Annotated in this window: 21 protein-coding genes and 1 pseudogene; 19 read left to right on the top strand and 3 right to left on the bottom strand. The window is 66.4% G+C overall.

All coding sequences use genetic code 11. The features are described 5' to 3' along the window. Nucleotides 1-217 precede the first annotated feature (217 nt). The 7 genes from QOD90_RS00265 (at nt 218) to QOD90_RS00235 (ending at nt 7,063) form a co-directional block, all read left to right on the top strand. Entirely contained in the window at nt 218-1,129 is a 912-nt protein-coding gene (locus QOD90_RS00265) for a LysR family transcriptional regulator (protein WP_526345487.1), read from the top strand. 114 nt (nt 1,130-1,243) lie between these two features. Further along, entirely contained in the window at nt 1,244-2,524 is a 1,281-nt protein-coding gene (locus QOD90_RS00260; RefSeq protein WP_526345485.1) for a flavin-containing monooxygenase, read from the top strand. Between the two features lie 19 nt (nt 2,525-2,543). Continuing rightward, entirely contained in the window at nt 2,544-2,993 is a 450-nt protein-coding gene (locus tag QOD90_RS00255; RefSeq protein WP_526345483.1) for a RidA family protein, read from the top strand. Beyond that, nucleotides 2,990-3,658 carry a DUF1028 domain-containing protein gene (locus QOD90_RS00250; RefSeq protein ID WP_526345482.1) on the top strand — a complete coding sequence of 223 codons (669 nt, stop codon included), beginning with the start codon at nt 2,990-2,992 and terminating at the stop codon, nt 3,656-3,658. The genes QOD90_RS00255 and QOD90_RS00250 overlap by 4 nt, the downstream gene beginning before the upstream one ends. Further along, nucleotides 3,655-4,830 carry a M20 family metallopeptidase gene (locus QOD90_RS00245; RefSeq protein WP_526345480.1) on the top strand — a complete coding sequence of 392 codons (1,176 nt, stop codon included), beginning with the start codon at nt 3,655-3,657 and terminating at the stop codon, nt 4,828-4,830. The genes QOD90_RS00250 and QOD90_RS00245 overlap by 4 nt, the downstream gene beginning before the upstream one ends. Continuing rightward, nucleotides 4,827-6,257 (top strand): aspartate ammonia-lyase, encoded by a 1,431-nt coding sequence (locus QOD90_RS00240; RefSeq protein ID WP_526345478.1) that lies wholly within the window; start codon nt 4,827-4,829, stop codon nt 6,255-6,257. Before QOD90_RS00245 ends, QOD90_RS00240 begins: the two co-directional genes overlap by 4 nt. Then, the gene (locus tag QOD90_RS00235; protein WP_526345476.1) at nt 6,254-7,063 is read left to right on the top strand and encodes a carbon-nitrogen hydrolase family protein; all 810 of its coding nucleotides are present in this window, start codon (nt 6,254-6,256) and stop codon (nt 7,061-7,063) included. Before QOD90_RS00240 ends, QOD90_RS00235 begins: the two co-directional genes overlap by 4 nt. Nucleotides 7,064-7,217: 154 nt before the next feature. Here QOD90_RS00235 and QOD90_RS00230 read toward each other — a convergent pair whose 3' ends face one another. Continuing rightward, the gene (locus QOD90_RS00230; protein ID WP_526345474.1) at nt 7,218-7,700 is read right to left on the bottom strand and encodes an RrF2 family transcriptional regulator; all 483 of its coding nucleotides are present in this window, start codon (nt 7,698-7,700) and stop codon (nt 7,218-7,220) included. 182 nt (nt 7,701-7,882) lie between these two features. On the opposite strand from QOD90_RS00230, the gene QOD90_RS00225 reads away from it, so the two are divergent. From QOD90_RS00225 to QOD90_RS00215, 3 genes are all read left to right on the top strand, one after another. After that, a complete protein-coding gene (locus QOD90_RS00225) occupies nt 7,883-8,752 on the top strand; it encodes an SDR family oxidoreductase (protein ID WP_526345472.1) in 870 nt (289 codons plus the stop codon). Nucleotides 8,753-8,804: 52 nt separating this feature from the next. Next, nucleotides 8,805-9,743: an NADP-dependent oxidoreductase gene (locus QOD90_RS00220; RefSeq protein WP_526345470.1), complete on the top strand. Its 939-nt coding sequence runs from the start codon at nt 8,805-8,807 to the stop codon at nt 9,741-9,743. 166 nt (nt 9,744-9,909) lie between these two features. Next, entirely contained in the window at nt 9,910-10,503 is a 594-nt protein-coding gene (locus QOD90_RS00215; protein WP_526345468.1) for a malonic semialdehyde reductase, read from the top strand. Nucleotides 10,504-10,626: 123 nt separating this feature from the next. Here the strand turns inward: QOD90_RS00215 and QOD90_RS00210 are convergent, their stop codons facing one another. Continuing rightward, nucleotides 10,627-11,925 carry a hypothetical protein gene (locus QOD90_RS00210; protein WP_526345466.1) on the bottom strand — a complete coding sequence of 433 codons (1,299 nt, stop codon included), beginning with the start codon at nt 11,923-11,925 and terminating at the stop codon, nt 10,627-10,629. Between the two features lie 438 nt (nt 11,926-12,363). Here QOD90_RS00210 and QOD90_RS00205 point away from each other — a divergent pair. The 5 genes and pseudogenes from QOD90_RS00205 to QOD90_RS00185 all read left to right on the top strand — a co-directional run. Continuing rightward, a pseudogene (locus QOD90_RS00205) lies at nt 12,364-12,945 on the top strand (NHL repeat-containing protein); the annotation flags it as partial. Further along, nucleotides 12,931-13,875: an NHL repeat-containing protein gene (locus QOD90_RS00200; RefSeq protein WP_526345491.1), complete on the top strand. Its 945-nt coding sequence runs from the start codon at nt 12,931-12,933 to the stop codon at nt 13,873-13,875. The pseudogene QOD90_RS00205 and the gene QOD90_RS00200, both read left to right, overlap by 15 nt. Nucleotides 13,876-14,596: 721 nt before the next feature. After that, the gene (locus tag QOD90_RS00195) at nt 14,597-14,845 is read left to right on the top strand and encodes a hypothetical protein (RefSeq protein ID WP_526345464.1); all 249 of its coding nucleotides are present in this window, start codon (nt 14,597-14,599) and stop codon (nt 14,843-14,845) included. A gap of 738 nt (nt 14,846-15,583) precedes the next feature. Beyond that, a complete protein-coding gene (locus QOD90_RS00190) occupies nt 15,584-15,871 on the top strand; it encodes a cold-shock protein (RefSeq protein ID WP_526345462.1) in 288 nt (95 codons plus the stop codon). A 52-nt stretch (nt 15,872-15,923) separates the two neighbouring features. After that, the gene (locus QOD90_RS00185; protein ID WP_526345489.1) at nt 15,924-16,685 is read left to right on the top strand and encodes a MerR family transcriptional regulator; all 762 of its coding nucleotides are present in this window, start codon (nt 15,924-15,926) and stop codon (nt 16,683-16,685) included. A 56-nt stretch (nt 16,686-16,741) separates the two neighbouring features. Here QOD90_RS00185 and QOD90_RS00180 read toward each other — a convergent pair whose 3' ends face one another. Next, complete coding sequence (locus tag QOD90_RS00180; RefSeq protein ID WP_526345460.1) at nt 16,742-17,239, bottom strand: MarR family winged helix-turn-helix transcriptional regulator; 498 nt, start codon at nt 17,237-17,239, stop codon at nt 16,742-16,744. Between the two features lie 195 nt (nt 17,240-17,434). Here QOD90_RS00180 and QOD90_RS00175 point away from each other — a divergent pair, with 195 nt between their 5' ends. The 4 genes from QOD90_RS00175 (at nt 17,435) to QOD90_RS00160 (ending at nt 21,511) form a co-directional block, all read left to right on the top strand. Beyond that, nucleotides 17,435-18,379 carry an NADP-dependent oxidoreductase gene (locus QOD90_RS00175; protein WP_526345458.1) on the top strand — a complete coding sequence of 315 codons (945 nt, stop codon included), beginning with the start codon at nt 17,435-17,437 and terminating at the stop codon, nt 18,377-18,379. A 260-nt stretch (nt 18,380-18,639) separates the two neighbouring features. Beyond that, nucleotides 18,640-18,900 (top strand): hypothetical protein, encoded by a 261-nt coding sequence (locus QOD90_RS00170; RefSeq protein ID WP_526345456.1) that lies wholly within the window; start codon nt 18,640-18,642, stop codon nt 18,898-18,900. A gap of 20 nt (nt 18,901-18,920) precedes the next feature. Continuing rightward, nucleotides 18,921-19,361 carry a hypothetical protein gene (locus tag QOD90_RS00165; protein ID WP_526345454.1) on the top strand — a complete coding sequence of 147 codons (441 nt, stop codon included), beginning with the start codon at nt 18,921-18,923 and terminating at the stop codon, nt 19,359-19,361. Beyond that, nucleotides 19,358-21,511 carry a peptidase domain-containing ABC transporter gene (locus QOD90_RS00160; RefSeq protein ID WP_526345452.1) on the top strand — a complete coding sequence of 718 codons (2,154 nt, stop codon included), beginning with the start codon at nt 19,358-19,360 and terminating at the stop codon, nt 21,509-21,511. The genes QOD90_RS00165 and QOD90_RS00160 overlap by 4 nt, the downstream gene beginning before the upstream one ends. Nucleotides 21,512-21,525 lie beyond the last annotated feature (14 nt).

Genomic DNA, 21,525 nt, shown 5'->3' with positions numbered 1-21,525 from the left:
GAATCGAACGTCGCCCCGGCCTGGGCCGGACGGAACGTGCCGTCGACGTAGACGCCGTCGCACGGACTCACAGCCGCCGCGCGCCGGGTCCAGTCGTGCAACGTGGCTGGGGCCGCTTCGATGGATGTCACCCGTCTGACCCTGCCGTGCCAGCACGCACCTGTACAGCCGGTGTTTCCGAACCCTAAGATCAGTTTTCTCAATGCACCGGGGTGACATGGCGGACTACACACTTAGGCAACTCGAATACTTCGTCGCAGTGGCCGAGGCCGGCAGCGTCACCAAGGCCGCCGCGTCGGTGCATCTGTCGCAATCGGCGATGTCGGCGGCCTTGGCCGACCTGGAAAACGCACTGTCGGTCCAGCTACTGGTGCGCCACCACGCCAGGGGCATCAGCCTGACGCCCGCTGGACGGGAATTGCTCGTCGAGAGTCGCCGGTTGCTGGCTTCGGCGGCCGATCTGCGGGCAGCGGCGCAGGGACTGGGTACCTCGCTGAGCGGCACGCTATCCATCGGGTGCTTCCAGGTGGTGGCGCCCTACCTACTGCCAGAATTGCTGGCCGCCGCCGCGGAGAAGCTTCCGAAGCTGTACCTACACACCACCGAGGCCGATCTCGCCGAACTCGCGGAAGGGGTCGCGAACGGCACATTCGAGCTTGGCATCGGCTATGACCTGGTCGACGACGTGCGACTGCGGCGCTGGCCGTTGTTCAGTCTGCCGCCCTACGCACTGGTGTCCGGATCGCACCGTTTCGCGAATCGCGAACACGTCGACCTGGTCGAACTGGCCGAGGAGCCGATGGCCCTGCTCGATCTGCCGCACAGCCGCGACTACTTCCAAAGTGTGTTCACCGCAGCGGGTGTCACCCCGAACATCCGCTATCGGTCCACGACCGTCGAGACGTGTCGCGCCCTGGTCGGGCGGGAGCTGGCCTACTGCGTGCTCAACCTGCGGGCGGCCGTCTCAACGGCTCTCGACGGACACGCCGTGTCCGTCGTCCCGATCAGTGGCGACGTGCCGAGTCTGACGGTGGTGCTGCTCGATGCGGTCGCGGCACGACCCACTCGGCGGGCCAACGTGGTGGCCGAGCTCTGCCGCAACCTCTTCGCGAGCCCACCGAACACCTGACGTGCGAAGATCGATTTTGCCAATGTCATACATCGGATCTATGCGCTGTACAGATGCAACTGGCCGTTGAACGATGGAGAGGCGAGTAACACTGCCCAGTTCGTGGAGGCCTCAATGTTGGACGAAGAAGCGACGGACCACGAAGAAGTGGAGGTCCTCATCGTTGGCGCCGGCCAAGCCGGAATCGCGATGAGCGAGCACCTCGGAGCCAAGGACATCGCGCATCTGGTGGTGGAACGTGACCGGGTCGCCGAGCGCTGGCGCTCATGGCGGTGGGACTCGCTGGTGGCCAACGGCCCCGCCTGGCATGACCGTTTCCCCGGGCTGGAGTTCGACTCCGACCCTGACGGCTTCCCCACCAAAGATGAAGTGGCGGACTATCTCTCCGCGTACGCGAAGCGGATCGACGCGCCCATCCGCACCGGCATCGAGGTGACCTCGGTGCGAAAGATCGACGGCCGAGCTGGTTTTCGCGTCGAGACCTCGGAAGCGACGATCGACGCCCGCTATGTCGTGGCTGCGACGGGTGCGTTCCAGAAACCGATCATCCCGCCTGTGGTGCCCGAAACGTCGGGTCTGCACCAGATCCACTCCAGTGGCTACCACAATCCGCAGCAACTGCCCGACGGGGCGGTCCTGGTCGTGGGCGCCGGATCTTCCGGCGTCCAGATCGCCGACGAACTCCGCCAGGCGGGCCGTCGCGTCTACCTGGCCGTTGGCCCACACGACCGCCCGCCGCGCAGCTACCGCGGCCGAGACTTTTGTTGGTGGCTCGGCGTGTTGGGCAAGTGGGACCTGGCGGCGCCGCCGCTGGGCGCCGAGCACGTGACGATCGCCGTCAGCGGAGCCCATGGTGGACACACCGTCGACTTCCGTCAGCTGGCGGGCACCGGCGTGACGCTGACAGGGCTGGCCGGCCCGTTCGTCGACGGCGTCATGCACTTCGCCGATGACCTTCGGACCAACATCGACAACGGTGACGCGAACTACCTGTCCATGCTCGACGAGGCGGATGAATACGTCGTCCGCAACGGACTCGACCTGCCGGAGGAAGCGCAGGCCCGCGACTTCCTGCCGGATCCGGACTGCCTCAGCAATCCGTTGCGCGAACTCGACCTCGGCGCGGCCGGTGTCACCTCGATCATCTGGGCCACCGGCTTCGCCTTCGACTACGGGTGGCTGCAGGTCGACGCCTTCGACGAACGCGGAAAGCCGGTGCACCAGCGCGGAGTCTCGGCCGAACCGGGCATCTACTTTCTCGGCCTGCCCTGGCAATCGCGACGCGGATCGAGCTTCATCTGGGGGGTATGGCACGACGCCAAGTACCTCGCCGACCAGATCGCAATTCAACGCGGCTACCTCGCCTACGACGCGCCGGCACTCGCCGAGCGCTGACAGAAAGGAGCGTCAGCACATGACCGACGCGACACCTCCAGGGGCCACTCACCGGCGGATCCGGCCCTTCAACACCAAGGCGACCTACCCCGAACAGAATCTCGACAACGACCTGTGCCAAGCCGTGGTCGCAGGCGGCGTGGTGTACCTGCGTGGCCAGATCGGTCAGGACCTCGACAGCAGAGAGTCGGTCGGGATCGGCGACGTCGAAGCGCAAGCCGAGAAAGCCATGAGCAACATCGCGATGCTGCTCGACGAGGCGGGCAGCAGCCTCAAGGACATCGTCAAGGTCACCGTGTATCTGGTCGACGTTCGCTACCGCGAAGCGGTGTACCGCGTCATGGGGCGATGGCTCGAAGGTGTCTACCCGGTGTCCACCGGACTGGTGGTCGACGCCCTTGCCCGTCCCGAATGGCTGGTTGAGATCGACGCCACCGCAGTGCTCAGTCAGCCCACGGATCCATCGTGACGTTCTCACTGCTCGCTCGCAACGGTGCCGACTTCGGGATCGTGGTGTGCTCATCCAGTCCCGCCGTGGCGTCGCGCTGCGTGCACCTGCGGGCGGGTGTCGGAGCGGTGGCCAGCCAGAACGTGACCAACCCGAACCTGGGCTTCGTGGCGCTCGAGGCACTGGCGGGTGGTGCCGACGCGCCTGCGGCACTCGCTGCCGCGGTCGCCGCCGAACACCACGCCGAATACCGTCAGCTGATCGTGGTCGATCGCGCTGGCGACACGGCGATCCACACCGGCAATCAGGCATTGGGAATCCGCCATGAGGTGCGGGCCGAAAACGTTGCGGCAGCAGGCAATATGCTGCGCGACGAGGGCGTCGTCCAGGCTCTGGTGGACGGATACCGTGCCTCCGACGCCCCGACGCTGGAGCAACGGCTGCTCGACGGCCTCGACGCGGCGCTGGCGGCAGGCGGGGAAGCCGGTCCGGTGCATTCCGCCGGGCTCCAGGTGACTGGCGACGTGCCGTGGCCGGTGACCGATCTGCGTGTCGACTGGCATGATGATCCGATCCGAGAACTGCGTCGGCTCTGGGACGTGTGGGAGCCCCAGAAGGCGGACTACCGCATGCGTGGACTCGACCCCACTGCGGCACCGTCGTACGGGGTGCCGGGGGACCTATGAGTACCACGCTGGAGGACGCCATCCGCGTCGCCGGTGACCGGTCGGTCGCGGTGATCCTGGCACTGTCCCACGATCTGCACGCCCATCCCGAAATCGCCTGGGAAGAAGTACGATCCAGTGCCCGGGTCGCCGGCGACCTCGACGATGCCGGGTTCACCGTGCAGCAGAACTACACGGATCTGCCGACCGCATTCCTGGCTCGCCGCGGCACCGGCCCACTGCACCTCGCGGTCTGTGCCGAATACGACGCACTGCCCGGCATGGGCCACGCTTGCGGGCACAACATCATCGCGGCCATCTCGACCGGGGCAGCGATGGCACTGGCGCCCTACGTCGACGACCTCGGGATCACCCTGTCGGTCTTCGGCACACCCGCCGAGGAGGGCGGGGGAGGCAAGATCGAAATGCTCGACCGCGGAGGATTCGACGGAGTACACGCCGCTGCCATGGTGCATCCCGGCCCGGTCGACGTGGCTCACGCCGCGCCCTATGCAGTGTCGCACAGCCACATTCGTTACGACGGCAAGTCCGCCCATGCCGCGGCCTATCCCGATCGTGGGATCAACGCCGCTGACGCCTTCACGCTTGCGCAGGTCGGCATCGGGCTGTTGCGTCAACACTTTCCGCACGACACCCGGGTGCATGGAATCATGACCAACGGGGGCGAGGCACCGAACGCCATTCCGCAGCGCACCGAGGGCCGCTGGTACGTCCGCGCCGGGTCACTGGTCGAACTCGCCGACCTCGAGCGGCGGGTGAACCGTTGCTTCGAAGCCGGTGCTCTGGCCACTGGGTGCGAGCTGACGATCACTCCGGAAAGCAAGCCCTACTCCGAGTTCCGCAATGACGAACGCTTGCTCGACCACTACGTGCACCGTGCCGAACAGCTTGGCAGGTACTTCAGTTCGGGGTCCGACTCGCTGATGAACCGTGCCTCGACTGATATGGGTAACGTCTCGCAGCAGGTGGCGGCCATTCACCCGTACATCGGCATCGAGTCGCTTCCCGCAGTCAACCACCAACCCGAATTCGCCGCTGCTGCACTGTCACCGGCAGCTGACCGGGCCGTGGTCGACGGCGCACGCGCGCTGGCGCTGGCGCTGTTCGATGCGGCACTCGACACCGGGACCCGCCGCCACCTGCTCGGTGCCGCGAACGGCGGCACGACATGACCTCGACCGAACTGCGGCTCGAACATGATCTGCTCGGCGACTTCGAGATGCCCGACGACGTGTACTACGGAGTGCACACCGCACGCGCACTGGAGAACTTCCCGATCACCGGCACGCCGATAGCGCGTTATCCCGAACTGATCGTCGCCTTGGCCTGTGTCAAGCTCGCCGCCGCGCGCACCAACCACCGGCTCGGTCTGCTCGATGGCGAGCGCACCGCGGCCATTGTCGGCGCCTGCCAGGAGATCAAGGCGGGACGACTACACGACCAGTTCGTCGTCGACGTCATCCAGGGTGGTGCAGGGACCTCGACGAACATGAACGCCAACGAGGTCATCGCGAACCGTGGCCTGGAGTTGCTCGGCTACCGGCGTGGTGACTACGCCCGGCTGCATCCGCTCGAGCACGTCAACCTCGGGCAGAGCACCAACGATGTCTATCCCACTGCCATCAAGGTGGGGCTCCACTTCGCGGTGCACCGACTGCAACTGGCGATGACGGAACTGGTATCGGCGTTCGCCGAGAAGGCCGTCGAGTTCGGTGGTCACCTCAAGATGGGACGCACTCAGCTCCAGGACGCCGTCCCGATGACACTGGGTCAGGAGTTCGGCAGTTACGCGGTCATGGTTGGCGAGGACGCCGATCGGCTGGGTGAGGCCGTCGTGTTGATCAGCGAGATCAATCTCGGCGGCACGGCGATCGGCACCGGACTCAATGCGCACCTCGATTACGCCCCGCTGGTCTGCGAAGAGCTTTGCGAAACCACGGAATTGCCGCTGGTCACCGCGTCGAACTTGGTCGAAGCAACTCAAGACGTCGGTGCCTTCGTCCAGCTGTCGGGCGTGCTGAAGCGGACAGCGGTCAAGCTGTCGAAGATCTGCAACGATCTGCGGCTGCTGTCATCGGGACCGCGCGCCGGGTTTGGGGAGATCAATCTTCCCGCGGTGCAGGCCGGTTCGAGCATCATGCCGGGCAAGGTCAACCCGGTGATCCCCGAAGTGGTCAACCAGGTCGCATTCGAGGTCGTCGGCAATGACATCGCGATCACCATGGCCGCCGAAAGCGGACAGTTGCAACTCAACGCCTTCGAACCGATCATCGCCCACAGCCTCTTCGAGTCGTTGGCACACCTGACTGCTGCCTGCGACACGCTGCGCAGCCGCTGCGTGGTCGGCATCACCGCCAACGTCGAACACATGCGTGCGATGGTCGACCGGTCCATCGGTCTGGTCACCGCGCTGAACCCCTACATCGGTTACGAGGCGGCGACCCGACTCGCGGCCGACGCCCTCACGTCCGGCACCGACATCTCCTCACTGGTCCTCGACCGGGGGTTGTTGACGTCCTCCGACCTGGAGAAGATCTTGCAGCCGGAACATCTGACTCGGCCGTGGCACGGATTGCCGAACGGGTCTGCACACGAATGACGAACACCGTCACCATTGGGTTGGCCCAGTGGCTACCGCGATGCAATTCCCATGACGAGAATCTTCGCGAGGCCGTGGGACTCGTCGGCGCGCTCGCCGACCGGGGGTGCGATTGGGTTGTGCTGCCGGAACTTTGGCCGTGCGGCTACGACGTCGCAACCCTCGCTCGTGATGCGCGCGACGCCGCCGAACCGATCGACGGTCCCCGCGGAGACGCCTTGTCGGCGGCGGCCCGCGCCAATCGCGTGTGGCTGTTCGGCGGCACGGTGCCTGAGCTTGCTGGTGACGATCTCTACAACACCGCCGTCGTCTACGACCCCGCCGGCCGGCTCGCGGCGGTGCATCGCAAGGTTCATCTCTACACACCTCTCGGCGAAGAGAAGGTCTTCGCGGCCGGCGACCAACCGACAGTCCTGCACGTAGACGGGGTCGGCACGGTCGGCCTGAGTACGTGCTTCGACGGTGACCATCCGGGCTACGCCCGGCGGTTGAATCACCTCGGTGCCCGTGTGGTCGTCGCGTCGTGTGCGTACGAGGTCGCTGCCGAGCCGTGGTGGGACGTGCTCTATCCGGCGAACGCACTGCTCAACGGTCAGTGGTGGGTGATGGCGAACCAGTGCGGCGGCGATCTGCTCGGCAAGAGCAGAATCATCGCTCCCGACGGCTCGGTGGCGGCTCAGGCGGCTCGTGTCGGACGGGGCGACGCGCCAGAGCTACTCGTGGCAACCCTCGATCTGGCACGCGGAATCCGCGAGGCCGAATGGGCGGCTGGTGTGCTGTGGAGGCCTAGCCGCCAGGGCATGTAGCGGACCGCGCTCGCTGAAATTGGGTTTCGCCCGTAGCCCTGGGCACCGCCTGCTGAGCCGATGGGCTCAATGCGGGCCGTCAGCGAAGGCGCAAAGCGTCTCGCACGCGATCAACGCAGACGTGGGGTCCCAGTCCCGATGTCGGCTTCCCCCGTTAGTTCGTCGCCTTAACGTCGCCTGCCACACCAGGGCGGGAAGGGTCTGGCTGCTGCGACGTCGCCTCGATCGCGTCGCGGACCACGTCCTCCAATGTCACGCTGTCCAACTCGGCTTCGACGGCGTGCGCCGTGCGGCGCTCGAGGTCGGCGAGCGAGGAATGCACCGACCGGCCGACGGGACAGTCGGGGGCCGCGGCGTGCAGGGCGAGCACCGGATCGTTGCCTTGGATCGCCCGCCACACGTCGCCGAGCGTGATGGCAGCTGCGTGACGGGTGAGCGTCCATCCACCATTCGGCCCGGAACGGGACGTCACGAGCCCGGCCTCGCGCAACTGGCCCAGCACCCGGCGGACGTATACGGGGCTGGCGTTGACGCTGGTGGTCGTGGCGTCCGAGCTGACCGGTCGGTCGGGCTGGCCCGCGAGGAGCGTGAGCACGTGCACGCCGACCGCGAACTGGGTGTTGGTTTGGCGGCTCACCATGCCATTGTCTCAGATTCGTAACCGCAGCGGCTACAGGTAGCGGGGGCGCCCCGCGCACGTACACGGGGCTCGCGTTGACGCCGGTGGTTGCGGCGTCCGAGCCCCGATGGCTGGCATATTCGTAACCGAACCTGCTACGGTTATATTCGTACTTAAACCGACTACGAATAGGGGCACCCATGAAGCTCGCCATCACCGGCGCCTCCGGCCACCTCGGCCGCCAGGTCACCGCCTTCGTGCTCGACCAGGTCCCGCCCGCCAATGTCGTCCTGCTCACGCGCAACCCGGACGGACTGTCCGACGCCGCTGCCCGCGGTGCCGAGGTCCGGCCGGCCGACTTCAACGATCCGGAGGGGCTGGCCGTAGCGCTCAAGGGCGTCGACCGCCTGCTGCTCATCAGCACTGACTCGCCCGACCAGAGCGTGTCCCAGCACCGAGCGGCCATCGATGCCGCGGTCGCCGCTGGCGTCCAACACGTCGTCTACACGTCGCAGTTCCGCCCGGAGGAGGGCAACCCGGCCGGCAGCATCCCGGCGCACCGGGAAACCGAAGACGATCTGCGTGCGAGCCCGCTCGCATGGACGTTTCTGCGCAACAGCCTCTACGCCGAGAAGCAGATCCCGACCGTCGCCCAAGCGGTCGCCTCGGGACAGCTCGTGACCAACGCGGGGGACGGCGCCACCGCCTACGTGTCCCGCGATGATTGCGCCGCGGCGGCCGCCGCCGTGCTGACCAGCGAGGGGCATACCGGACAGGCCTACGACATCACCGGGCCTGCCGCGGTCTCCGCCGACGACCTCGCGGCACTTTGCACGACGCTGACCGGCGCACCGGTCGAGGTGGTCCGTGTCGACGACGACGCGCTGATCGCCGGCCTCGTCGCGCACGGGGTGCCCGAGCAGGTCGCCCCGTTCATCGCGTCCTTCGGGGTGGCCACGCGCGAAGGTTGGTTCGATCAGCCCAGCGCCGCATTCCAGCACCTGACCGGCCGCGCGCCGGTGTCGTTCCACGACGTGTTGGCGGCCCACCGGGCCGAACTCACCGCCTGAGCCCGGCCGCCTGACGGCCAGCGATCCCATTACTAGAGAAACGAGAGCAATCATGCCCAGAGCAGTTCGCTACGACAACTACGGTCCGGTGGACGTGCTGCACGTCGTCGAGGTCGACATGCCGCAGCCGCAGCCTCACGAGGTAGTGGTCGAGGTGGTCGCCGTCGGCATCAACCCCGGCGAGATCGCGGTCCGCGAGGGCGCCGTGCACCACCTGTGGCCCGCGTCCTTCCCGTCCGGTCAGGGCAATGACTTCGCGGGCCGGGTGACTGCCGTCGGGTCGGACGTCGAGGGCTTCGACGTCGGAGCGGAGGTCATCGGCTTCAGCGACCGCCGCGACTCCCAGGCCGACTACGTCGCCGTACCGGTCGACCACCTCACCACCAAGCCACCGGGGCTCAGCTGGAACGAGGCCGGGGCCCTTTATGGCGCAGGCGTGACCGCCTACGCAGCAGTGCGAGCCGTGTCGCTCGAGCCGGGCGACACCGTTGCCATCAGTGGCGCAGCGGGTGGCGTCGGGACGCTGGCCAGCCAGCTCGCCCGACGTGCCGGCGCCAGGGTGCTGGGCATCGCCGGACCCGCAAACGCCGACTGGCTCACCTCGATCGGTGCTACACCGATCGCTTATGGCGACGGCCTGGCCGACCGGCTCCGCGCGGCCGCACCGCATGGCATCGACGCGTTCATCGACACCTTCGGGAGTGGCTACGTCGAGCTGGCGATCGAGCTTGGGGTCGATCCGCAACGCATCGACACCATCATCGACGTCGAGGCGGCCGAGAGGTACGGCGTCAAGACCGATGCCAGTGCCGAGGCCAGCAACGCGCCCGTGCTGGCCGAATTGGCGCACCTGGTCGCCGACACGGAACTGACCCTGCCGATCGCCGCGACGTACCCACTCGAGCAGGTCCGCGAGGCCTACACGCAGCTCGGGGAGCGCCACACCCACGGCAAGATCGTGCTGACTCTGCGAAGCGGGGACACCGCATGACGGTTCACCCGGCCCACGCGTGCACTCTGCCGCTGCGAGGGTTGGTCCACCGCGAAGACCGGTAGCAGTAGCGGCGTGCACGTCGCGATGTGTCCGGCGCACAAGGGAACTCGCCGCCATCGCTCCGTCACGAAGTAAGAGCAAGCCGAGCAGTAAAGGACGTCTGATGAGAGAAGAATTGCCCCCCACCTCCCTGAACCAGATCTTTCGGGAGGCCCGGACCTACAGCGCGTGGAGCGACACACCGGTCGACGAGGTCATCGTGCACGAAATCTACGACCTGCTGAAGTGGGGTCCCACTTCTGCCAACAGCAGCCCAGCTCGCTTCGTGTGGGTCCGCAGCCAGGAAGGCAAGGCCAAGCTCGCCGCGCTCGCCCTGGACAAGAATCAACAGAAGATTATCGACGCTCCGGTAACGGTCATCATCGGCAACGACATCGACTTCGCCGGCGAGCTGCCAAAGCTCATGCCCCACAACGCAGAAGCGATGCAACAAGCGTTCGCGCAACCGGGCATGACAGAAGCGACCGCGCGTCGCAACGGCACCTTGCAAGGCGGCTACCTCATCATCGCCGCCCGGGCTCTGGGGTTGGATTGCGGACCGATGTCGGGGTTCGACAACGCAGGTGTCGATCGCGAGTTCTTCGCCGGTACTCGGATCGAGTCGAACTTCATCTGCAGCATCGGGTACGGGGAACCGTCAGCTCTGTTCCCCCGCAACCCGAGGTTGACCTTCGATGAAGCTGGCTGTTTCGCATAGAGGAGACCAGTAATGGCAGTGAAGGCGGTGGTGAGCCACATCCGGGGTCTCGCCGCCACGGTTGGGTATGGCTGCGGCTCTGGATCGGGATTCGAGCCGCGCGCTCGACCGCCCCAGGGATGGTTAGTCTTGCCCCGGGTAGGGCAGCGCATCGATGATGGCGCCGCCGTTGAGGGGCGGCCCGAGCAGGACGGTCGTGGTGCCCGCGGTGGGGTTGTACTCGACCAGGGACTCCGCGGGCCCGCACCCGGCCACCGTGCCCTCGAGGTCGAGGTTGCCTCCGTTGACACCGACCACGACGGTGCTGTGGTTCGGATCGAGGTCCGGCACCGCGACCCGGGTCGTCGTGCCGTCGGCGTTGAGCTTGGCGAGGTATACGAAGCCGCACCCACCCGCGGCCTGCACGAACGTTCCCGCCGGAAGTTGCCAAGCGTTCAGGTCGCCGAGGTCCGGGGACTTCTGCCCGTCGTTTGGCGCGGTGAGCGCCGTCGGTGCGCTGCCGTCGATGGGCACCTCCCAGAGCCGCGAGCCACTGGGGTCACCGCCGGCGTAGCACGTCGCGAGGACGGTCTGGCCGGCGGCTCCGTCCCACCATCTCAGCGGCGAGCAGTCGGTCTGACCCGCTACCGGCAGGGTCGGGCCCGCCTTCCCGTCGTTACCCATGAGGATGAGGCCGGTCTCGGAACCCAACACGAGCTGCGTGCCGTCGGGCGTGGAGAGGTAGGTGCTCCGAATGGCCGGCAGCCCCAGAGGGTACGTCAGCTGGGGTTTGCCGGCCAGGTCGACGCGTTCCAGCACCGACGGCTCGTTCATCTTGTCCTTGGTCAGCAGTAACGCCTTGCCCTCGGGCCGCGTGTAGCGGACAACGTTGGCATCGCCGACGGCAATCTTGGTCTGAGCCCCGCTGTGCAGGTCGACTTCGATGACCGTCGTCGCAACGGCGCCAGGTCCCCCGTCGGAGAACAGGGCGCGGCCGCCGTCGCCCGACCAGTCGACCAACTCGGGGCTCCTGCCGTTGGCGCCCGGCGGCGGGAACGTCGTGATGGCGTAACGGCCACCCGCGGGATTGACCAGGTACAGCGTGGTCGTGACCGTCTCGTAGGTCGGCGCACCCGGGGCCGGTGGCACTCCGGGGGCCTGGCTGGCTGCCGGGCTCCAGGTGGCGAGCCTCCATCCGGGACCGACCTGTGCCCAGGGGATGGACACGACGGGGCCTTCGGCTCCAAGGGCCAGCGGCTGCGCACCCGTCGATGTCGATGACGAGGCCGAAGTTTCGGGGCTGCTCGACGCGCTTTGCCCCGGGATCGGCGCTGAGCAGCCGGCCAACAGCAGTGCCGCCACGGCGGCGACCGCTACCTGACTCCGCCTTCCGATCGACGGGTGGCGTTCCACGTGAGACCGGCGGCGTGACGGGGTGCTCAAGTCGGTCTCCTTTCCCGAACATGTTCGGGGGACGCGTGCTGGCTGGCGATCATTGGGTTGCTGGCGACGCCTTGGCGACCATCTTGGGGGTTCTCGAGGTGCAAAGTCGTCGAACTCAGCGGTTGTGTCGGTACGGGCAAGCGTGACACCTCGGGCTCGCGGCGAACGGCGATCCGGCAAGAATCCTGCAAAGCGCTTTGTGACAGCCTCTGCGTCGGCGCAGAACGCACCGCACGGCGCCGCAGCGCCGTAGCCTTCAGCGGAAAGGAAACTGAGATGACCAAGGTGTCGCGCCGCCGCCGATTCGCCAGCATCGCTGCCATCGCTCAGCTCGCGGCGGCTGCATTCGGCGTCACCAGCTGCGGCGCAACACATTTGGCGACGCCTCCTGCGACGCCCGCGGTGGCGTCCGTGTTGCCGTTCACCGGGCTCGACCACCCCGGCGGAGTGGCCGTCGATGGGGCAGGCAACGTGTACGTCACCGACGCCGGCAACAAGCGGGTGATAGAGCTCGCGGTGGGTTCGACCACGCAGACCGTGTTGCCGTTCACCGGGCTCGACTACCCAGACAGCGTTGCGGTGGACCGGACAGGCAACGTGTACGTCACCGACAACCGCAACAACAGGGTCGTGAAATTGGCGGCGGGTTCGACCACGCAGAGGGTGCTGCCGTTCACGGGGCTCAACGGTCCCGACGGGGTGGCGGTGGACGACGCAGGCAACGTCTACGTCGCCGACTATCTCAACGACCGGGTGCTCGAGTTGGCGGCCGGGTCGACTGAACAAGTGGTGCTGCCGTTCTCGCGTCTCGAGCTCCCCCGGGGGGTGGCGGTGGATTTAGACGGCGCCGTCTACGTCACCGACTTCGGGAACAGACGGGTGGTGAAATTGGCGGCGGGGTCCACCACTCAAACGGCGCTTCCGCTCAACGGGCTCAAGGGTCCCGTCGGCGTGGCGGTGGATGGTGCAGGCAATGTTCACGTCGCCGACTACTTCAGCAACGGCGTGGTGACGTTGACGTTGGCGGGCCGATCCTGCACCCAGACGGCTCTGCCGTTCACCGACCTCACCGGCCCCAAGGGGGTGGCCGTGGACGCCGCGGGCAATGTCTACCAGGTCGATGGCGGACACGACAGGGTCGTGAAGCTGACACCGGCGACCGGGCAATCGCCGCCTCCCGCGTGCCGGCAATCCGTGGTGCCGTTCACCGGAATCGACGACCCGTGGGGTGTGGCCGTGGACACCGTGGGCGACGTCTACGTCGTCGACAACGACACGGTGGCCAAGTTGGCGACCGGGTCCAATGTCCAGACCGTCCTTCCGTTCGCCAACCTTCACACCCCAAGCGGCGTCGTCGTGGATACGGCTGGGGACGTCTTCGTCGCCGACCGCAACAACCACCGGGTGGTGAAGCTGGCGGCCGGCTCGAGCACCCTTAGTGTGTTGCCGCTCAACGGAATCGAATATCCCGAGGGCATTGCGGTGGGCAACGACGGTGCCGTATACGTCGCCGACCAGGACAACCAGCGGGTGTTGATGGTGCCGAGTGAGGCGAAGGGCCAGTTGGTGTTGCCGTTTACCGGGCTCGAGAAGCCGGCGCGGGTGGCGGTGGACGGCGCAGGCAACGTCTACGTCGCCGAGACCGTGTATGCGGACGGCGTGGAAAAGGGCCGGGTGGTGATGTTGGCGACGGGGTCGAACACTCAGACCGTGCTGCCGTTCACAGAACTCAGCGACCCCCAGGGTGTCGCGGTGGACGGCGTCGGCAGTGTCTACGTCGTCGACGGCGGCCACGAGCGGGTGCTGAAGCTGGCGGCTGGGTCGGACACTCAAACCGAGGTCCCGTTCGCGGGTCTCGGGGACCCATGGGCGGTGGCCGTGGACGGCGCGGGCAACGTCTACGTCGCGGACCGCGGAACCGCTCAGATCGTGAAGCTGGCGGCGGCCTGAGGTCGGCGAAGCGAGGAAGCGACGCCGCTGTAACACGCTGCCACCATGGTTGAGGTGTTGATTGCCGAAGCCGGTGAACTTGGCGGAGCCTAGCCTGATGCCGCCGAAGCGTTGGTGCGCAGCGCATTCGGGTCCGAGTTTCGATCTCACGACTGGCTGCACGCCGTGCAGGGAGTGCGCAGGGGATCGACGCGCTAGCCGGCGGCGACCGTCGACCAAGAACGACGCCAGGGAACCCTGGTCGAGGTCCGAGGAAACGTAAAGCCCAGTGGCGCAAGGCCGAGAGCTGTTGGGCGACGCGGTGGGGAGTGGCGCCTGCCGGCTGTCTCGGTTCTCTAGTAATGGGAACAGTTGTCAAGCGGTGGAGAGGTCGTCGTTGAGCGACGCGTGCGCCGTGGGCGGCGTGACGTCGAATGCTCAGACCGGCGTTGGGGGTGGGGCGATTCCCGGCGTTCGAGTTCGACTGGGGCACCGTATCGACCTGGCGCAAACGTCCGCGCACGACCGCTCGCCTGGCGCGGTTACTGTCTGTTGGTCCGGGAGCGAGGAGTGTTGTGCGATGGACATGATCACGTACGCAACGTTCTGTGCGGCTGCCGTCGTATCGGTAACCGCTTGCGGAGGAGGCGTCTCGCCCGACGCCGCGCCTACTGGCCAATCGGTCGCGCCCTTTGCCATGAGTCAATCCGCATCCCCTTGCTCGTCGGCGACCGCGGATGTCTTGAAGTCGGCCGCGCAACGCCGGTACGGGGACACCCTTCCCGAGCCGTTAACCGTCCAACAGGTGCTGTGCTCCGGCGATTGGGCGAAGGCCCTGATTCACGAAAGGGCCGTCCCCAACGCGAATCCCCCCGGCATCGTGCTGTTCCACCACGACGGCGGCAGTTGGCGCGCAGTGCAATACGGCAGTGGATTCGATTGCACCAACGAGGGCGTACCACGGTCGATCGCCGCCGAACTCGAATGCTAGCCCGGGTTTTCGGCGGAATTCTTCTATGGGGTGAGTAGGAGAGGCGTTCGAACCCGGTGATTGCGACTGTGCCCGAACGACGCCCAGTACCGGAAATCGTCAAGAGGGACGGGCCGCAAGTTTGCATCCACCAAAGCGTCCCCGTCGGCTTACCGTCAAGATTCGACCCGTCAACGAGACAGTATTTGGACACTCCCGATTCTTTGCAAACGAGACGGCCGAGTCGCTGCAAAGTTACGCTCGGCCTGTGCGAGTGAGGGCGGCGATGGCCGGTGCCGTGATGATCGGTGCCATGGCCGCAGCGGGGTGTGGTTCGGACTCTTCGGCCACAGCGCCTCCGCCAATTGTGACTGCTGTATCGGAGGCGACGTGGTCAGACGGACCGTGGCCACTGATCGTCTCAGAGGGTGTGTTGAGGTGCCGGTATTCGTACCAGGTGACCTTTACGGCCAACGGCCAGGAGTATGCACTCAACCGGAAAGCGGTGCAGTCCGGTCATTTCGCGGACATCGAGGCCATCGCGCGTCCCCGCCCTCCCGGACCCTTCGGGTACGTAGAGATCAACGACGAGCGACAGCCCATATATGCGGGCCCCGATACCGGCTCGCTGATTTTTAGAGGGTTGGATCTCTGCTCCTGAGTTACCTGGCACGCAGCTGCACGCCGCTAGCACGGCCGCGTTGGTCGTCTCGTGCGCTTGCGGATGGTGCTTGCGGGGTTGGCCAGGTCCGAATGACGATGGACGGGGAGCTGGCACACGAGAATCATGGGGAGGCGTCGATGGCCCTTGGCACCGTCAAGTTCTATAAGTCCGAGAAGGGCTGGGGAGCAATATCGTCATCCGAGTTACCGCCCGGGATGGACGCGTTCATTTCGTTCGCAGACATCAAGGGCCAAACAGGTTTCCGGGAGTTCGCCGCCGGAGATCCCGTGGAGTTTGAGTACCGGCCGGCCCAGCAAGACAGCTTCCGGTTCGTAGCGACATGGGCCCAACGGGTCGGCAACGGTCCGAGCATGAAGGCTTGACCCTCACGCGACGTGAGGCACCACCCTGTATGACATGACGCAGGAGATTCAGGTGGACGAACTCACCGTGGGCGAAGTCGCCGAGCGATTTGGCATCACGGTCCGGACGCTTCACCACTATGACGAAATTGGGTTGTTGACCCCGAGTCGGCGTGCAGCCTCGGGTTATCGGGTTTACACGTCAGCGGACCTGACGCGCTTGTCGCACGTCATCGTCTACCGCCGGCTGGAGCTGTCTCTCGACGAGATCGCGACCCTGCTGGACGAGGGCGACGAAATCAGCCACCTAGTCCGTCAACGCGACCGCGTCATGTCCCGACTCGATGAGATGAAGGACCTCGTCGAGGCAATCGATCAGGCATTGGAGAAAGCAATGACGAACACACCCATGACCGACGACGACATGCGCGAACTCTTCGGTGACGGCTTCGACGACTACCAGGCAGAGGCCGAGCAGAAGTGGGGCGAGACCGCTGAGTGGAAGGAATCGCAGCGCCGGAAGCGGTCCTACGGCAAGGTCGAATGGGTACAGATAAAAGCCGAGGGCGAAGCTGTCGAGAAGGCCTTGTCTGATGCCTTCCGCGCTGGCTTCCCGGCCGACTCCGAAGAAGCGATGAACGCGGCAGAGCAACACCGGCTTCACGTGAATCGTTGGTTCTACGACTGCCCGCCGGCCTTTCATCGCAACCTAGGCGACATGTACGTGAGCGACCCGAAGTACGTCGCCACATACGACGAATCATTCGGGCTCCCTGGCCTCGCGGCCTACTGTCGCGAGGCGATCCACGCGAACGCCGACCGAACCGGCCACTGACCTGATCGGCGCAACACCCAGCTAAACGGGATCAAGGACGAAGACGGGGCGCCATCTCACGACGGGTCGCCGACGTGACGGTTGCGCGGTGCCGCGGAGCGGGGTGGCCGAGCGCGTAGGTGCTCGCGGGCGTTGCCCATCATGTCACCGAGGGCGCGGACGTCTCGATCCGACAGGGAGTCGAACAGCAGATCGCGTACCACCTCGATATGGCCGGGCAGGACTGCGGCGACTCGGGCGCGACCCTTCTTGGTGATGTCGACGAGCGTGGCGCGCTGGTCGTCGGGGGACACCGCGCGGGTGATCAGTCCCTCCTTTTCCAACAGGCCGGCCTGATGGGTCAGACCGGAGCGGCTGTAGACGACGCCATCGGCCAGTTCGGTCATGGTCAACGGGCGGTCCGTGTCGGCGAGCTTGGCCAGAATCTCGAATTGCACGTAACTCAGGCCGCCCTCGGTGTGAAGCTGTTGCCGCACGGCGTACTGCAAGAGGCTGACCACCTCCATCAAGGCGAAGTAGGCCCGCAGTTGAGCAGGGTTGAGAGCGTCGGCCATGCACGGAGCATAGTGCTTCGAAGTCGAAGTGCATTCGCGGCGGCGCGCCGTAGGCTCACCACCCACGTTGACCGTGTCTGCGGATTGCACTACATGTGACGACCGTCTCAACAGCACCGGGATTGCTTCGACGTCGAAGCGAGTTGTACGGACTGCAACTGCTTCACCTTCGAAGCAAATAACAAGGAGGAAATCATGAAGGCTGTGCGATACCACCGCTATGGAGGCAGCGACGTGCTCGAGTACGAGGACGCCCCGCGCCCGGTTCCAGGACCCCAGCAGGTGCTGATCAAGGTGGCCGCAACCTCGTTCAACCCGGTGGACGCCGGCATCCGCGGCGGCTACCTGGCCGAGGTGTACCGGATCAGCTTCCCGCAGACTCCCGGCGTCGACGTGGCGGGGACCATCGCCGAAATTGGTGAGGGCGTGCAGGCCTGGAACGTCGGCGACGCCGTGGTCGCGTTCCTACCCCTTGACGCCGATGGCGCTGCCGCGGAGTACGCGCTCGCCCCGGCCGAGTCACTGGCCGCCGCCCCCACATCGGTAGCACTGGCCGATGCCGCCGCCCTGCCCGAGGCCGGGTTGACGGCCTGGCAGTCCCTCTTCGAGATCGCCGAACTCACCGCTGGTCAGTCGGTGCTGATCAATGGGGCGTCCGGCGCGGTGGGCGGTTACGCCATTCAGTTGGCCAAGCAGGCCGGTGCCGTCGTGACCGCGACCGCCAAGGCGCGTGACGCCGACCGTCTGCGCGACTACGGGGCCGACCGCATCGTGGACTACGTCGACTATGCGCAGTCGCCGATCACCGTCGAGGGAGCGCCCTTCGACGTGGTGCTCAACTTGGTCAGCACCACCGACGAGGAGACCGAGGCCCTGATCGGCGTCGTCGCCGACGGCGGATTCCACGTCGGCACCATGGTCTTCGGGCCGAAGGACCCCGGGCGTCAAGTCCGCACACAACGGGTCTTCGTACGCAGCGACGCGGCCCAACTCGCCGGGCTGGTCAGCCGCGTCGACGCCGGGCAACTGCGCATCGAGGTCGCCAACCGTCGCCCACTCGCCGACGCCGCGGCGGTGCACGACGACTCCGATGCCGGACGCCTGCACGGCAAGACCATCCTGGTGCCGGCCGACCGGTAACCGCACGATTACGTCGGTATCGGGCCCTGATGTGGTCGGTGACAAGGGAATTCACTCCCGGCGCCATCGAGACATCAGGGCCCGCGTCATGAAGGTGAGAAATCGCCGATCCCGAGCCCGTCGGGTAGTCACCACCGCGTGCGACGACGTGCTGGCACCCGCGGAGCAAATTTGTAGGGAAATTCCTTATTCCTTCGCTGGACGTGGCGACCTAGCGTCGAACTGGCAAATCAGGGCTGCGACCGTCAACAGGAGAGACCATGAATAGCAACCGCAACAAGTTGGCCCTGCGCCGGCAGAGCATTCGCACGCTGACCGCCAGCGAGCTGCGCATCGTAAATGGCGGCGGCACCAACGGGGCTCCCGCCCCCGGCACGGATCGGCAGACCATCTCAGGGGGAACGTCGGTGATTGCGCCGTCGACGTCGGTGATTCGCGGGTCGAACGTTTCCACGGTGATCAGCCCGTCGACGTCGGTGATTCGCGGTTCGGTATCGGTGTACAACCCGTCAGGCGGCTAGACGCCTTCGGCGACGTCGTCGTGGCTTCAGAGGACGAGGTCCGTTACGAGGCGGTCTTTCGGGAGCGCTGGCGCGACCGCAAGTCGCAAGGAGTCCGCCCAGGCGAGCTGATCAGACAGCCGGGCTGGATCGACGCGGGGCTCGTCGCGCTGGGAATCCTACTGGCTGTTGGCGTGATAGCGGCCGGCGCGATGACGACCGCGCGCAGCGAGGCCCTTCCGGCTGCCGTGCAGGGAACGTCGGTGAGTGCGGTTCTCGTGAACGCGCCCCCACCGTCACCGGGCACCCCGGTGGTGTTCCGGGACACATTTGGCACGGAGGTCGACGGCGTCATCGTCGACGCGAGCCCGGTCGAAGCGCTTGCCGAATTGCAGCAGCCCAGTCCGGCGTCCTCGGGCACGCTGGTGGTTCCAGCGGGGCGGCAGCGCTTGATCTCGCTGCTGCTACCAAAACTGTGGTGAGGTGGCGCAGGCGCACGATTTCCCATGTCGCGCAGGCCGAACGGGCGGACTGCGGCGCCGCCGCCCTAGCGATGGCACTGGCCTACCACGGCCGTCATGTGCCGCTGGCCGAGTTGCACATTGCTACCGGGACCGGACGTGACGGCACCGACGCGCTGCGCATCACGGAAGCCGCCACCGCCTATGGATTGCGCGCCCGCGGGGTGGCCACCGAGCTCGACGACTTGCGAGTGCTCCCGCGCGGGTCCGTGTTGCATTGGGGTGAAGCGCATTTCGTGGTGTTGGAGTCGACCTCGCGGGGCGGCGTCACCGTCGTCGATCCCGCCGCAGGCCGCTACCGGCTCAGTTGGCAAGCCGTCAACGAGCTGTACAGCGGCGTCGCCATCCTGGTGGAGCCCACCGAATCATTCGAGGCGGGTGGGCAGACCGCGCCGGGGGCACTTCACCACGCCCGACGGCTTCTGAACCGCTCGAGCGGACTCGGCAAGGTGCTGGCCACATCGGTGGTGGTGCGGTTGATGGCGCTGTCCGTGCCGTTGCTCACCGGAGTGGTCGTCGATCGGATTGCGCCAACGGGCGACGGACACCTGCTGAACGTCATGGCCGCGGTCATGGCCGCGCTGATCGGTTACTCCGTCGTCGCGACCTTTCTTCGGTCACATCTGTTGCTCCGACTGCGAAGTCGCCTGGACGTCGACATGACCCTGGACTTCCTCGAGCACCTCGTCGACCTGCCGTATGCGTTCTTCTTACGCCGATCGTCCGGCGATCTGATGATGCGACTGCGGAGCAATGCGACCGTCCGCGAGATCCTCACCTCGGGAACCATCGCCGCCCTCCTCGACGGCACCCTGGCCACCTTTTACCTGATCGTGATCGTCACCCTCTCCCCAACCCTCGCGGCCCTGGTGGCCGCGCTCGGGGTGGCCCAGGTCGCGGTCCTGCTGTCGGCGCGGCGGCGCAACCAACACTTGATGGGCGAAGCGCTTGCCACCGAAGCCAAATCGCAGTCCTACGCCTACGAGATGTTCGCGGCAGTGGAGACCCTGAAGGCCGCAGGCGCCGAGCGTCGCGCCGTGACCCACTGGACCAACTTGTTCATCGCCGAGATGAACGTCTCGCTACGTCGCGGTCGGCTCGCCGCTGCGGTGGAGACGGCGATCCATGGGCTGGCGTTGTTGTCGCCAATCGCGGTCCTGCTCATGGGGGCTCATCTGGTGAGCTCCGGACATCTCTCCCTCGGAACGATGCTCGCACTGGCGGCGCTGAGTGGCGCGTTCCTCGAACCGCTTTCCATCCTGGTCAGCACCGCCCTGCAGGTTCAAGTGCTGGGAAGCTATCTGGCCCGCATCGAGGACGTCATCAACACCCCGACCGAAACCGACGGGCGCGACCTGAAACACGCAGCCCGGCTCACCGGGGCGGTATGCACCGAAGGACTGACCTTTCGCTACCAGCCCCACTCCCCGCCTGCCGTCGACGCCGCAGATCTTCAGGTTGGCGCCGGGCAATTGGTGGCCCTCGTCGGGCGTTCGGGCTCGGGCAAGTCCACGATGGGTCGATTGTTGCTCGGTCTCTACCCGCCGTCGGAAGGTCGTGTCCTCCTCGACGGCATCGACCTCGCCACGCTGTACCCACGGAGTGTGCGCTCGCAGATCGGGGTGGTCACCCAAAACCCGTACATCTTCGGGATGTCGGTCCGCGACAACCTCGTCCTCGGCCACCCCGACCTTCCACTGCACCGGCTCGAGAGCGCTGCTGAACTGGCGGGCATCGCCGACGACATCCACGCGATGCCGATGGGGTGGGACACGCTGCTCGTCGACGCGGGCGCGTCGCTCTCGGGTGGCCAACGACAGCGGCTGGCCTTGGCCCGCGCACTCGCACCGTCGCCACGAATCCTCTTGCTCGACGAAGCCACCAGCAGCCTCGACACCGTGACCGAGGCCCAGGTACACGCCAACATCGCCGGCCTCGAATGCACGGTCATCGTGATCGCGCACCGGCTGGCCACCGTGATCGACGCCGACCGCATCGTCGTGATGGACGCCGGCAGGGTGGTCGAGGTCGGAGCGCACCACGAGCTCTTGGCCGCGGGAGGCCACTACGCGCACTTGGTCGCCGGGCAACTCATCGGCGAAAACTCCTAAGGGGGAGCATGATT

The organism is Mycobacterium sp. (assembly GCF_032161845.1).
Lineage (GTDB): Bacteria > Actinomycetota > Actinomycetes > Mycobacteriales > Mycobacteriaceae > Mycobacterium.
This window is presented reverse-complemented; position numbering and strand designations above follow the sequence as displayed.